At 34.5% G+C, this 15,366-nt stretch carries 8 protein-coding genes; 2 read left to right on the top strand and 6 right to left on the bottom strand.

Annotated features, from left to right (window positions below; all coding sequences use genetic code 11):
• Nucleotides 1-137: 137 nt before the first annotated feature.
• Nucleotides 138-1,409 (bottom strand): phosphoribosylamine--glycine ligase, encoded by a 1,272-nt coding sequence (purD, locus tag OPR35_RS01755; RefSeq protein ID WP_265024947.1) that lies wholly within the window; start codon nt 1,407-1,409, stop codon nt 138-140.
• Between the two features lie 31 nt (nt 1,410-1,440).
• Nucleotides 1,441-2,721, bottom strand: a complete 1,281-nt coding sequence (serS, locus tag OPR35_RS01750; protein ID WP_052264928.1) for a serine--tRNA ligase — start codon at nt 2,719-2,721, stop codon at nt 1,441-1,443.
• A gap of 127 nt (nt 2,722-2,848) precedes the next feature.
• Here serS and OPR35_RS01745 point away from each other — a divergent pair, with 127 nt between their 5' ends.
• Both OPR35_RS01745 and dusB read left to right on the top strand, forming a co-directional pair.
• Nucleotides 2,849-4,183, top strand: a complete 1,335-nt coding sequence (locus tag OPR35_RS01745) for a hypothetical protein (RefSeq protein ID WP_096097164.1) — start codon at nt 2,849-2,851, stop codon at nt 4,181-4,183.
• Nucleotides 4,184-4,190: 7 nt separating this feature from the next.
• Nucleotides 4,191-5,141: a tRNA dihydrouridine synthase DusB gene (dusB, locus tag OPR35_RS01740; protein ID WP_010402373.1), complete on the top strand. Its 951-nt coding sequence runs from the start codon at nt 4,191-4,193 to the stop codon at nt 5,139-5,141.
• Nucleotides 5,142-5,175: 34 nt separating this feature from the next.
• Here dusB and OPR35_RS01735 read toward each other — a convergent pair whose 3' ends face one another.
• From OPR35_RS01735 to rplA, 4 genes are read right to left on the bottom strand one after another with little or no spacing between them, the layout of a single operon-like run.
• Nucleotides 5,176-13,695: a DNA-directed RNA polymerase subunit beta/beta' gene (locus OPR35_RS01735; RefSeq protein WP_265024946.1), complete on the bottom strand. Its 8,520-nt coding sequence runs from the start codon at nt 13,693-13,695 to the stop codon at nt 5,176-5,178.
• A 58-nt stretch (nt 13,696-13,753) separates the two neighbouring features.
• Entirely contained in the window at nt 13,754-14,155 is a 402-nt protein-coding gene (gene rplL / locus OPR35_RS01730; protein WP_007301986.1) for a 50S ribosomal protein L7/L12, read from the bottom strand.
• 26 nt (nt 14,156-14,181) lie between these two features.
• Complete coding sequence (rplJ, locus tag OPR35_RS01725; protein WP_007301987.1) at nt 14,182-14,700, bottom strand: 50S ribosomal protein L10; 519 nt, start codon at nt 14,698-14,700, stop codon at nt 14,182-14,184.
• 12 nt (nt 14,701-14,712) lie between these two features.
• On the bottom strand, nt 14,713-15,366 hold the full coding sequence (rplA, locus tag OPR35_RS01720; RefSeq protein ID WP_265024945.1) for a 50S ribosomal protein L1: 654 nt from the start codon (nt 15,364-15,366) through the stop codon (nt 14,713-14,715).

Raw genomic sequence — 15,366 nt, 5'->3', positions numbered from 1 at the left:
ATCAACCTGGATCCCAGTGTCAGCTACTTTCATGACAAGAAAAGAAGCACTGGTTTCACATGAATCTGAACAGATATCATGTTTTTCTTTAGTTTACTGCTTGCAAAGTGACTTTTTTCGTTTCTGCATGAGCTAAATTAACTACCAATATCATACCTGAAGAACCCACCTGACCATTCTAGAAAATTTAATGCTGAGTACACTTTACTTTTAGCTTCTTCCACAGTGTTTCCTTCTCCTACTATATTTAGTACCCTTCCGCCATCGGAAATCCAATTACCATTTTCATCTAGCTTAGTACCAGCATGAAATACTAGCACTCCAGGAATGTTTTCAATTTTATCCAATCCTTTAATTACCTCTCCTTTTTGATAATCACCAGGATAGCCTTTACTTGCAACGACTACACAAACTGTAGTTTTGTGATTAAACTCCACCATTTTTGTATTTAACTTGCCTTCTGCAACTGATAACATCAACTTTAGCAAATCACAATTTGGATCAAGTCTAGGTAACATAGATTGTATTTCCGGATCCCCAAACCTAACATTATACTCAAGAAGCTTTGGACTATCTTTGCAAATCATTAAACCAGCAAAGAGTACTCCTTTATAGGATGTTCCCATGTTAGTCAGTGCTTGAATTGTAGGATATATTATTTTTTGGATAATTTTTTGCTCCATCTCCTTACTTATAATCGAAGGTGATGAGTATGACCCCATGCCTCCAGTATTTTGTCCCTCATTATTTTCACTAACTCTCTTGTAATCTTTTGCACACCCAAGGGTTACTACCTTCAACCCATCAATAAGAGCAAAAAAACTTACTTCCTCTCCAATTAAAAACTCTTCTATGATTATTTCTTCACCTGACTCACCAAGATTTTTCTCCACTAGCATTGAATCTATTGCTGAAAAAGCTTCATTTTCTGTGTGGCATATTATGACGCCTTTCCCTGCTGCAATTCCATTTGCTTTAATTACAAGCGGAAATTTTATTTTATTACTACGGACAAAATTTTTAGCTAACCTTTCATCAATAAAACGCTCATACTTTGCAGTTGGTATACCATACTGTTTACATAGTTCCTTCGTAAAAGACTTTGATGCCTCAAGTTTTGCAGCTGCTTGACTTGGAGCAAAAACATTTATTCCCTCTGCAGCTAAATCATCAGCAAGTCCATTAATTATCGGTTGCTCTGGACCAATAATTACTAGCTCTATATTTTCTTTCTTGCAAAATTGTATAACATCCACTGAATCTTGAATATTTATATTCACAAGAACTCCAAAATTTTCCATGGCCGGGCGACCAGGAGTAACATATAACTTAGTCAAGGTAGGAGACTTCTTTAAAGCCCAAAGTAAAGCATGCTCACGCCCACCAGAACCTATAACCAGAACCTTCATCTTTATTTCCTCGCTTTTCTATATGTCAAAATTATTGTTTGCTTATAACAGTATCATTACTCATGTATCTTTGCAACACGTTTGGTATTGTAACTGACCCATCGGAATTTTGATAGTTCTCCATTATGGCAACAACTGTTCTTCCTATGGCTAAAGCTGAGCCGTTTAAAGTGTGAACGTATTTTTTTGTTTTTCTGTCAGTTTCTAAGAAGTATTTAGTGTTCATTCTTCTTGCCTGGAACGTACCGCAATTTGAGCAGCTTGATATTTCTCTGTACTTATTTTGCTCAGGTAACCATACCTCTATATCATAAGTCTTTTGTGCAGCAAAACCCATATCGCCACTGCAAAGTAGCATTACTCTGTACGGTAATTCTAGTTTTTTTAATATCTCTTCAGCAACACTAGTCATACGTTCAAGCTCGTCTTTTGACTGGTCTTCAGTTGTGATGCTTACCAACTCCACTTTACCAAATTGGTGTTGCCTTATCATACCTCTTGTATCTCGTCCTGCGCTACCAGCTTCTTTACGAAAACATTCTGAATATGCAGTAAAACGAATAGGCAGTTCTTTTTCTTCTATTATTTTGTCAGCAACTAAATTTGTTAAAACTACTTCACTTGTGGGAATTAATCTTAATTTATCGGTAGTTAAATATGAATCATCAAAAAATTTTGGTAGTTGACCAACATTATACATCGCCCTATCCTTTACTAAAACTGGATGATGCACTTCAGTATAACCAAATTCATTAACATGTGTTTCCAGCATAAAATTTATTAATGCTCGTCCAAGCTTAGCTAACTGTCCTTTTAGTATTGTAAACCTTGATCCAGAAATTTTTGCTGCTTGTTCAAAATCCATCAAGCCTAACCTTTCTCCGAGTTCATAATGAAATTTTGGTGTAAAATCAAATTTTCTTCTCTTTCCATATTTTCTGATTTCTACGTTGGAGCTCTCATCTTCACCTGTTGGTACATTTTGTGCAGAAATATTTGGTAAGTTAGATAAAATATCCACTAACTTATTTTTTTCTGTTTGCTCCTTGAGGCTGATTGTCTCTATCTCACTTGTGATGCTTTTTGATAACTTTACTTGTTCTTCACATGGGCTTTTGTTCATTTTAAGCCTCTTTATTTCTTCCGTGACCTCGTTTCGTTGCTTATTTAAAGCTTGCAATTTAGTAGTCAGTGATCTTTTTTTATGGTCAATCTCTAATATTTCTTCTGTAGTAAATTCTTTCACCCCTCTGCTTTTTATTGCTTTTTCAAATCCTTTAGGGTTTTTGCGTATATGTTCTATATCATGCATATGTTGTGCTATTACTAACATCATTACTCTACTTCAAAAGCTTTGAATGCTCAATATTTTTACATATAAATGCTAATATTGATTTTACCTTCATAATTTGCTAGAATTGATAAACGTAAAATATAATATGTTAGCCATCATAGAAAGATACAATAAATCTAAAGAGAGTACTCACTTCACTAAACTTAAGGCTAGTGGAAGATTTGCTGTCTACGCTTTTTGTATATATTTGGCGACTACATTTACCATTGGCTGTTTGGGATTAATAATGGGATCTTTCCTCTTAACCTTACCACTTGCTATGCTCATCTCCAACCCTATAGCTTGGATCTTAATGGGAATAGTGCTTGCAGCGACATACAAGATGGTTATTGAACCTTTATTTTACTTGGTAAAAGGTTATGTTGATGAAAAAGGAACTGTAAAGGAAGAAAAGAGTCCAAAAGAGCAAAAATTCACAAGAAGTAAATCACTGGATAGTGGACTAGATACTATATCAAGACAAACAAATGATTCGGATAAGAGGGTACGTAGAAATTCCTATTCTCCATCTACAGATAGTGGTGTGAGTATGGGCTCAATAGAAAGTGAGCAACCTAAACAAACAAAAATTGTTCGATATAATACTACAGGTGATGGAAACTGCTTTTTTCATGCAGTGTTTGGTGATAGCAGCTCCGGTCAATATAAGGCTGAAAGAGCACAAGATATGAGAATGGAATGGAACAAATTTTTAAGTCAATTTAAATCTTTAGGTGATTCAAGTATGCCAACTCCTTTAAAGGAGCAGCTAGAAAAGGTTTTTAATATGTTTTTAAATAAGCCAGGCGATTTAACTGGTAAGTCTGATAAAATAAGGAAGTTGGTTGAACAAATGAATAAGGAAATTAAAAATGCTGAAGATAATGTAGAAAAGTTAGTGAGTAAAGCTGTTAGTAAACTTAATATATCACGCGATCAAGCTATACATAATTTAAAAGAATATGCAGAAGCTCTTTATGGCCTTGGTGAAAATGAATACAATACCCAGTATAATAGCGAATTTATTACACAATCATTCCTTAACAAACCTGAACTCTATCAAGCTTATCTTGAAGCAATAAAAAGTCAAAGTTATTTTATTTTTATTGAAGAAATTAGTATATTAGCTTCTTTAGCTAATATTGAAATTAATGTTTACTATAAAGATAACAACAGCGAGGAGCAAAAAAAGTTTGAGCCAAATCTACAAATGATAAATGATGATCAACTAAATCAGATATTTAATCGTGAGAGTTATAAATTAAATGACGAGTTGTGGGGTGATAAAAAACAAGAAACGATATACTTAACGCCTGGTCATTATGAGAGGTGCGAGGTGGTAGAGGTAGAGCCTTCTCTTATAGAGAAAGCAAATTCATTTGTGCAAGATGTTATAATAGCAGCTTGTAATAGTGTTAAAAATGCATTTTCTAGCGACTAGAAAGCCTATGTCCCTACAAATAGGAAGTTTGACGATTGATTCTCCAGTTATTTTAGCGCCAATGTCTGGAGTGACTGACTATCCATTTAGGAGTATTGTAAAGAAACTTGGTGCAAGTTTGCTAGTCTCAGAAATGATTGCAAGCAGAGCTATGATCATGCAAACTCGCCAGAGCATGCAAAAAGCAAAAGTCGATGAACTAACCGCTGTACAACTTGCTGGTTGTGAGCCTGATGTTATGGCGGAAGCTGCAAAGTTAAATGAGGGCATGGGTGCAAAAATCATAGATATAAATTTTGGTTGTCCAGTTAAAAAAGTTGTAAACGGTTACGCAGGGTCAGCACTTATGCGTGATGAAAAAAAGGCTGCTGAGATAATAGAAGCTGTAGTCAAGGCAGTGAGTGTGCCAGTTACAGTAAAAATGCGTACTGGATGGAATGACGAAAATCGTAATGCTCCGCGCTTGGCAAAAATTGCAGAAGATTTGGGAGCAAAGATGATTACTGTACATGGAAGGACAAGGGCACAGCTTTATAATGGTCAAGCAGATTGGAAATTCGTTAGAAATGTTAAAGAGCAGGTAAAAATTCCAGTTATAGTAAATGGAGATATTAAGAGTTTGAATGATGTTCAAAGTGCACTTAAAGAATCTGGGGCAGATGGAGTAATGATAGGTCGTGGTGCTTACGGCAAACCTTGGCTGATTAATCAAGCAATAAACTTTTTGAGTGGAAATAAAGTTTCTGAGCCAACAGCCTCAGAGAGATTAAGCATAATACTCAAGCATTATGACAGTATTCTTGAGTACTATGGAAGCGATACAGGAATAAAGATGGCCCGCAAACATATAGGATGGTACAGTAGCGGGCTTCAAAACTCATCTGAATTTCGTGTAAGAGTAAATAACATAATAGACAGCACAGAGGTGAAAGAAAATATAATCGATTTTTTTAGTTAAAAACAGATTAAACATACTACCTCATTAGATATATTCAATTTGACTGATCATAGTGCGATGCCACCACACTCTCTTCTTCATCAGAATGTAATTGATAACTATTATCACTCAGCAATTTTTCGTCATAAGTCTCAATATCAAAATATTTTTCATATTTATCTATATTTTCACAAAGCGAAAGTGCTTTCACCTTATTCATAATCAGACCCGTACCAGCAGGAATTAACCTTCCTACTATAACATTTTCTTTTAACCCACTCAAAGGATCACTCTTTCCGCAAAATGCTGCTTCCGTAAGTACTTTTGTTGTTTCTTGGAAAGAGGCAGCAGAAATAAAGGAATTAGTTTCAAGGCTTGCTCTAGTAATTCCCTGCAGAATAGGAAGATAATGAGCAGGTCGTTTTCCAGAGTTATTCATAGCATCATTTTCTCTATCAATTTCCAGCCTGTCAATATTTTCTCCAATTAAGTACATAGTATCACCAGGATCGGTAATTTCTACTTTTTGTAGCATTTGCTTTAAGATCACTTCTAAATGCTTGTTATCTATGCGCACACCTTGCAATCTATAAACTTGCTGTATTTCAGAAATCATATAGTGTGCTAACGCTTCTAACCCAAGCACACGTAGAATATCATGAAGATCAGGATCGCCATCCATCAATAAATCACCTTTACGCACAAAATCACCTTCATTAACTATTACATGCTTACTTCTTGATACTAAATACTCAACTGGAGAAGCTTGCTTATCTACAGGTTTAATTACTATACTGCGTTTTCCTCTACGGTCTTTTTCAGAGAACATTACATAGCCATCTATTTCACTAACGATAGCATGCTCTTTAGGACGACGTGCTTCAAATAATTCTATAACCTTAGGCAAGCCACCAGTAATATCACGAGTTCTAACCGACTCTCTCGGCGTTCTTGTGATAACATCACCTGCATGAACCTTTTGGCCATCCTGTACATTAAGCACTGCACCAACTGGTATAAAGTAACATGCTTCCACACCACTTGAAAGTGTTATTACTTTTTCATTATCATCAAGCAGTGCAATACGAGGACGTAAATTAGCTACACCAGAGTACAATTTCCAATCTTTTACTACTCTATTTGATATCCCTGTAGATTCATCCATCACTTCAGTGATTGAAATTCCATCTTTTAAATCCTGGTAAGATATTGTACCACTCTTTTCCGTAATAATAGGTAGTGTATACGGATCCCATTCCGCAACTTTATCACCAATTTTTACTAACTCACCCTCATTTACATAAAGTTTAGCACCATAAGGCACACTGTGCTTCAATTTTTCACTACCAAGGCTATCAATTAAAACGACTTCACAGGAACGGCTTATCACAATTTTATTTCCGTTTTTATCTATAATTATATTACTATTGTTTAATTTTATTCTAGCATTAATAGAAGCTATAATATTTGAGGATTCAACACCTCTAGTCATTACCCCACCTATATGGAAAGTACGCATCGTTAACTGAGTACCTGGCTCTCCAACAGATTGAGCAGCGATAACACCAACTGCTTCACCTATTGAAACAATTTTACCAGTTGCAAGGTCTCTTCCATAACACAAAGAACACACACCAGGACTTATTTCACAAGTTAAAGGCGATCTAATTTTTATAACATCAAGACCTGCAATGTTGATTTGCTTTACTTTACCTTCATCAATTAGTTCCCCTGCTTTTAATAATAACTCTTTGGTTACTGGGTTATATATATCATTTGCAGCTGTTCTACCCAGTACAACACTCTCTAGAGATGCAACTATAGTACTACCTTCAACTATAGCTCTTACAATAAGGCCATTTTTCGTTTTACAGTCATGTTTTGTAACTATGCAATTTTGAGATACATCAACCAAGCGACGAGTTAAGTATCCAGAGTTTGCAGTTTTAAGTGCAGTATCAGCTAAACCTTTACGCGCACCGTGAGTAGAATTAAAGTATTCAAATACATTTAATCCTTCGCGAAAATTAGAAATTATAGGTGTTTCTATAATTTCACCAGAAGGTTTGGTCATTAACCCTCGCATTCCTGCTAACTGCTTCATCTGGGAAGTAGAACCTCTTGCACCGGAGCTAACCATCATATATATTGAATTGTACTTACTATTTTCATCATACAGAGATATCGCTTTTAACATATCATTCGCTATTATATCTGTGCACTTAGACCACTCATCTATAACTTTATTATACCTCTCACTTTTAGTGATTAGTCCGTCTTGATACTGTGCAGAAAATTTCTTAATTTCACCCCTTGTATAATCAACGTGTGTAGCTTTAGTTTCAGGTATGACCATATCGCAACGACTAAAAGAAGTACCAGAAAATGTAGCATACTCAAAGCCAAGTGTCATCAATTTATCAGAAAATACCACTGTAGCACTTTGACCGCAGCTACGATATACTAAATCAACAATACTAGTTATTTCCTTAACTGTTAATACCTGATTTATTAAATCGAAGCTTAGATTCTCATGTTTAGGAAAAATCTGCCATAATATTAAACGTCCAGGAGTTGTACAAATAGTTTTATACTGAATGTTTCCATCGCTATTGATGTGTTCCATTTTGTACTTTATATGAGAATGAATATGCAGAGTACCGTTGTTTAAGGAATGCTCAACTTCACAAAAAGCACAAAAAAGTGGTAAATCATCCTTCTTAAGTTGCTGTAAAGTTAGGTAGTATATACCAAGCACTATATCTTTACTAGGAACTATAATCGGTCTTCCATTAGAAGGACTTAAAACGTTATTAATTGACATCATCAACACTCTAGCTTCAAGTTGAGCTTCCAATGAAATTGGCACATGTACTGCCATTTGATCACCATCAAAGTCAGCGTTAAATGCTGTACAAACAAGTGGATGAAGCTGTATTGCTTTACCTTCAATAAGGACTGGCTCAAAAGCCTGAATACCAAGCCTATGTAGCGTAGGCGCTCTATTTAGCAAAACAGGATGCTCTTTTATTACTTCTTCAAGCATATCCCAAACTTCTGGCTTTTCTGCTCTTATTAACTTACTAGCAAATTTAATAGTTGGAGCCATTCCATATATTTTAAGCCTTGAGTAAACAAAAGGCTTGAATAGCTCAAGAGCCATTCTTTTCGGTAATCCACACTGATTTAGTTTCAAAGTTGGACCAACAACTATTACAGAACGTCCAGAATAATCTACCCTTTTTCCTAAAAGATTCTGACGGAAACGACCTTGCTTTCCTTTCAGCATATCGCTAATAGACTTTTTATATCCAGTAGCGCCAGCTTTATTTACCAGAGCATTACGACGACTATTATCAAAAAGAGAATCAACTGCCTCTTGTAACATTCTTTTCTCATTACGAATCATAATCTCAGGAGGATTTAAACTTAACAATTTTCTCAATCTATTATTTCGATTAATAATAGTTCTATAATGATGATTTAAATCAGAAACTGCAGGTCGACCACTTTCAAGCGATACCAAGGGACGCAAGTCAGGTGGTAAAATAGGTATAGCTGTAAGTATCATCCACTCAGGTCTGTTTCCAGACTTGATAAAATTTTCAACAATACGTAATCTCTTTATAATTTTCTTTCTTCTCATTTCAGAAGCAACAGACTCTAACTCCTGTCTTAAATTCTTCCTAATTTCATGTAAATCAAGGCGTATTAGCAATTCTCTTATAGCTTCAACACCTTGCATAGCTATAAAGCTATCGACCCCATAGCTATCTTTAGCTTCATTATAAGCTTTCTCACTAATAATTTCACCTTTTTCAAAAGAGGAAACAAGAGGATCTATTACAACATAATTATCACTATACAAAATACTTTCGATATCTCTAAGAGACATATCTAATAATGCTCCAATTCTTGAAGGAAGTGACTTCAAAAACCATATATGAGCAACAGGAGATGCAAGCTCTATATGACCCATTCTTTCTCTTCTTACTTTAGAAGATGTAACTTCTACTCCACATTTTTCGCATATACGGCCACTATGTCTTCTTTTTTTGTACTTTCCACATAAACATTCATCATCATTGACAGGACCAAAAACTTTAGGACAAAATAATCCACCTTTCTCAACTTTGAATGTACGGTAGTTTGCAGTTGAAACATCTGTTATCTCTCCATAAGACATACGTTTAATACTTTCAGGGCTAGCAATGGAAATGCTAACCTCATTAAAAGATTGCGCGATGTTAGTATGAGATATATCTTCAATTACTATGTCATTTTGCTTCAAATCCACATTAAAACACAAGGAACGCAACTCTTTTATCATGACATTAAAGGATTCAGGAATTCCACATTCAAAGTTACTGTCACCTTTTATTACCGATTCATAAATCTTAACCCTGCCATTAATATCATCAGACTTCACAGTTAACATTTCCTGCAAAGTGTAAGCAGCACCATAGGCTTGCAATGCCCAACATTCCATTTCACCAAAACGCTGACCACCAAAATGAGACTTTCCTCCAAGAGGTTGTTGAGTAACTAAGCTATAAGGTCCTACTGAACGCGCATGAATTTTACCATCTACTAAGTGATGCAACTTAAGCATGTACATGTAACCAACTGTAACTTTGCGATCAAACTTCTCACCCGAGCAACCATCATATAATACAACTTGCCCAGAGTTATCCAATCCAGCAAGTTCAAATAGCTTTACTATTTGTTCATCTTTTGGACCTTCAAATACAGGTGCAGTAACAGGAATGCCATCACGCAACTTATACGCAAATTCAATGAGGTGATTATCATTAATATCGCGAATGTTATTACAAATAGATAGATTACTGCCACAACTATAAACCTCAATCAGGAAGTGACGTAAACTACTGTGTGCATCTTTACAAGAGTTGAAATAATTCTCTACTAATGTAGTCAATTCATTATTTAATTCATCCTTATTAGGCGTATCTAAAATAGAAGCCGTTATTTCATCATCATTAATATCCTCAAATTTTTTATTATCAAGATATAATGCTGCAAATTTTTCAAAATCATCATCACTGAGAGATCTAATTGCCTCACAAAAAGCACGTTTGATTTTATTGATCTCATCAAGAATATTGCCTACTTTTTCTCCTAATTTTTTACAAGCCCAACCTACATGCGTTTCCAATATTTGACCTACATTCATTCGCGAAGGAACGCCAAGAGGGTTAAGAATAATATCAATAGGAGTACCATCTTCTAAATAAGGCATATCTTCTACTGGAACAACTCGAGAAATCACACCTTTATTTCCATGTCTACCAGCCATTTTATCCCCTGGCTGCAAACTATGTTTTACAGCAATAAAAACTTTTACTGACATCGACACACCTTGAGGCAGATCATAGCCTTCATGCAATTTTTCTACTTTTCGCTTAAAGTTTGCTATCGCATGTGATACTTTTTCATCAAAATCTTTTTTTAAGCTCTCAACTTGCTTAGAAATAGATTGGTTTTTCAATCCTATATCCCACCATCCCTCACGTTCAATAAAATTAATACTTTCTCGATCTTGAGAGCCAGAATTAATAAGAATTTTTCTTAATTCATCATAGAAATATTGATTAATAACATTGATTATATGGTCTCGTTCTTTCTCAAAGTCGTTTGCCTCTTTTTGTTTAATAAGAAACGCCCTTTCGTTTTCCTCTTCCCCTCTGCGTGTAAAGACCTGCACATCAATCACTATCCCTTCAATATCTGGAGATGTATATAAAGAGGAATCCACACAATCAAATGACTTTTCACCAAAAATTGTCATTAACAATTTTGTCTCAGGAGGCAATGAAAGAGAATGCTTAGGTGTAACTTTCCCCACCAAAATATAACCTGGACCAACTCTTGTACCAACCTTTACTATACCACTATCATCCAAGTGATAAAGATTTTCTTCATTAACACCTGGTATGGCACGAGTTATTTTTTCCGACCCTAAAGGAGTGTCATGTACAACACATTCAAATTCTTCTATATGAATAGAAGTAAATAGATCTTTTTTAACAACTTCACTAGAAATAATGATTGAGTCTTCAAAATTATAACCTTGCCAAGACATAAAAGCGACTAGCAAGTTTTGGCCAAGTGCCAATTCACCGTTATTAATAGCAGGACCATCAGCTATCACATCACCTTCCTTAACACAATCACCTACATGCACCAGTGGTTTCTGGTTAATACAAGTATTATGGTTAGAACGCTGAAATTTTCTTAGATGATAAATATCTACATCCAAGTAGTTAATTCCTCCTTTGTCAAAAGCACGTATAACTATAGAGTTACTATCTGAGCTGTCAACTATGCCACCACGTTTTGCTAAAACTACAGCACCAGAGCCAGAAGCTACGAAAGATTCCATGCCAGTAGCAACCAAAGGAGCAGTAGGCTTCAATAAAGGTACAGCTTGACGCTGCATATTTGAACCCATTAACGCTCTATTAGCATCATCATTTTCTAAAAATGGAATTAAAGAAGCAGCAACCGATATTACCTGCTTAGGAGATAAATCAATGTAACTTACTTGATTACTATTTACCATTACAAAGGTACCAGCATACCTACAGTATAACATATCATCAACAAAGCAGTTGTTCTCATCAAGCTTTGCGCTGGTATCGGCTATATAATATAAACCTTCATCTATAGCAGACAGATACTCAATTTGATCAGTAACAACCTTATTAACTACTTTCCTATAAGGACTTTCAATGAACCCATATTTATTAATACGAGCGTATATAGCTAAGCTATTAATTAAGCCTATATTCTGCCCCTCAGGAGTTTCAATAGGGCAAATTCTTCCGTAATGAGTTGGATGAACATCACGCACTTCAAATCCCGCCCTCTCTCTTGTTAAACCACCAGGACCTAACGCTGACAACCTTCTTTTATGTGTTATTTCAGATAATGGATTAGTCTGATCCATAAATTGAGATAATTGGGAAGAGTTGAAAAAATCTCTTAAGACATTGGTTAACACTTTTGGATTTATAAAATCAGATGGAGAGACTTTATCTAAACTAGAAGTAGACATAGAATCAACTACTGCCCGTCCCAATTTTAATAATCCAGTTCTAAATTGATTTTCTATAAACTCTCCAACTGAACGGACTCTTCTATTTGCTAAATGATCAATATCATCTACAGATCCTTGACCATCACGTAACAATACTATTTTTCTTATAATTTCAATAATGTCTTCATGTGTTAAAGTAGTTAAATTTTCCTCATAATTTAACCCAAGGCAAGAGTTAAGTTTTAATCTACCAATGTTAGACAAATCATAATATTCCGAACTGAAGAAAAGATTACGAAAAAACTCCTCTACTATCTTTAAAACAGGAACTTCACCAGGACGCAAAACCTTATATATTTCATATAGAGCGTTCTCATAAGACATGTTTTCATCTAAGAAAAGTGTGTTTAATATGTAAGGTCCAACAGAAACATTATCTATGTTCAACACTGATATTTTATCTATAGATAATAATTCAAGCTTTTTTATATCCTCTAATTTTATAGATTCACCAGCAGATAAGACTTTTGTAGAACTAGCACTATCTATTAAATCTTCTGCAAGAAATAAACCACATATAGAATCATAAGGAATTAGATACTCTTTCAATCCGTTATCATATAGATTTTTAGCTAATTTTGAAGTAATACGAACATTGGCTTTAAGTAACACATTGCCTTCAACATTCTTTAAATCAAAAGGAAGCCTCACTCCCTTGAATTTATCAGGGGAAAAAGGTACTCTCCAGCCACTTTTATGTTTTATATACTCTATTTTTTCATAAAATTTATTAAGTATGTCATTATTTGATAAGCCCAAAGCCTTTAATAAAACTGATATTGGCAACTTTCTCTTTCTATCAATACGAAAATACAAATGATCTTTAACATCAAACTCAATATCAAGCCAAGAACCTCTATAAGGAATAACTCTAGCAGAATAGATCAATTTGCCAGAATTGTAAGTTTTTCCCCTATCACTATCAAAAAACACTCCAGGAGATCTATGCATTTGTGAAACGATAACTTTCTCTACGCCATTGATGATGAAAGTACCTTTATCAGTCATCATAGGCAGTTCACAAAAGCGAACCTCCTGCTCTTCAGCAGATTTTATAACAGTTGCAAGCTTAGAATGATCATCATCTTCTTTAATCTCTTGATATTTTTCAAGAGAAACACCATCCTGCATAATAACAAGACGTATAGAAGCAATAACCTGAGCAGAAAAAGTTATACCACGTTTTATACATTCAGATTCACTATACTTAAGATCATCTACCCTACAATTCAAAAATTCGATAGTAGCCCTATGCAAAGGATCAGATATTGGAAAAATTGTATGAAAGATAGCTTCAAGTCTTTCATTACTCTCATTATTAGGAGTAAAGGAATTATATGACCCCTTTTGGACTTTAACCAAATCCAACAAAGAATCTTTTAAATCAATCGACCTGGAATAAGAAACTCTAGGAACAAAAGCACTAGAAGCACACATATAAGAAGAATCAACCATTAAAATACCTTCACTAATTAAAAGAGCTATATCAACATAAAATTAATATACTAACATTTTATTCAAGCTCAACTTTAGTTGCTCCTGCTTCAATAAGTTTTTGCTTTATTTTTTCTGCTTCGTCTTTAGAAACATTAGCAGTCAAATCTTTGGGTAAAGACTCAACTAATTCTTTCGCTTCTTTTAAATTCAATGTAGAATTAACTTCTCTAATAGCTTTAATCACTCCTATTTTTTTGCTTGCATCAATCTCTTTGATTACAACTTTATATTCAGCTTTTTCTTGAGCAACAGGAGCATTAGCATTATCACTAATAGGCACCCCAGCACCAACAGCTCCACCAAGAAAAGAACCACTAGGCAACCCTATTTTTTCTTCTAGAACTTTTACAAGTTCAGAAGCTTCTAATAGATTTAAAGATAATATTTTATCAACCAAATCACTTGTTACATTATTCATACTGACCACCTTATTTAACAACAAATTTATTTTTTAGAACTATAGTAATCCAAAACTCTCATAAGCCTCATAGAAGATGAATTAATAGACAATGCTAACCGAGCAGGAATATCATAAGATATTAAACGCATAATTTTAACACGCAATTCATCCAGAGAGGGAAGCTTAGCCAATTTGTTAACATCTTCCACTGTTAACAATTCATTTATATGAGCCGCACAAATCACAGACATTTTTTCTTTGTTAGCATTAATAAAATCAACTATTAACTTTGCAGCTTCTACTATAGCACTAGAATATATAATAGCAACAGAACCAGAAAATTTACCTGATAAATAAGAAAATTTACCAGTCCTTTCCAAAGCCAAGCAAGCTAGAGTATTTTTAACTACTAACATCCCACCCATTACAGATTTTAGACTATTCCTAAGAATTAATGAATTGCTAACATTCATAGACTTGAAATTTACCAATATTAAGAAATCATTATTTACAAACACATTCATTATGTTTTGTATAAATTCATCCTTATCTTTACGCTTCACAATTTCGCTCCCTTAAATTATATCTTCTACTTTGTTTATTTTATGAGCTTTACCCATAGTTGAATTTAAAAAAACGCTTTTAAAGTAAACTCCTTTCACAGAAGCAGGTTTATTGTCTCTAATTACTTTAAGAAAGGCTTTTAAATTTTCCAGCAAATCATCAATATCAAATTTAATACTTCCTAATTTACCATGAATAACCCCATTTTTATCCGTCCTGAATTTTATTTGACCAGACTTAATGGTTTTAGTAGCTTCCGCAATGTTAGAAGTCACAGTACCAAATTTAGGGTTAGGCATCAGCCCTTTAGCACCCAATACTTTTGCAATAGGAGTGATTTTTGCCATGAAATCAGGAGTAGTGATGCACCAATCAACATTCAACTTTCTACCTTTTTTTATCTCTTCAATTAAATCTTCTCCTCCTGTAATATCAGCACCAGCTTTTTCAGCTTCTAATAAATGTTTATCTTGAGCAAAAACAGCTACTTTAATATTCTTCCCGATACCTTTAGGCAACACTACTGTACCACGCACCTGCTCTTCAGATTTACGTGAATCTACACCTAAATTGACTGCGATATCAACTGATTCATTAAATTTTGCTGAAGAAGACTCAACAATCTTCTCCAAACACCGCTTAGAATCATCATTATATGTACTCAT

Source organism: Wolbachia endosymbiont (group B) of Protocalliphora azurea, from assembly GCF_947251865.1.
GTDB lineage: Bacteria > Pseudomonadota > Alphaproteobacteria > Rickettsiales > Anaplasmataceae > Wolbachia.
Note: the sequence above shows the minus strand (reverse complement) of the source record. Positions and strands in the feature narration are given on the sequence as shown.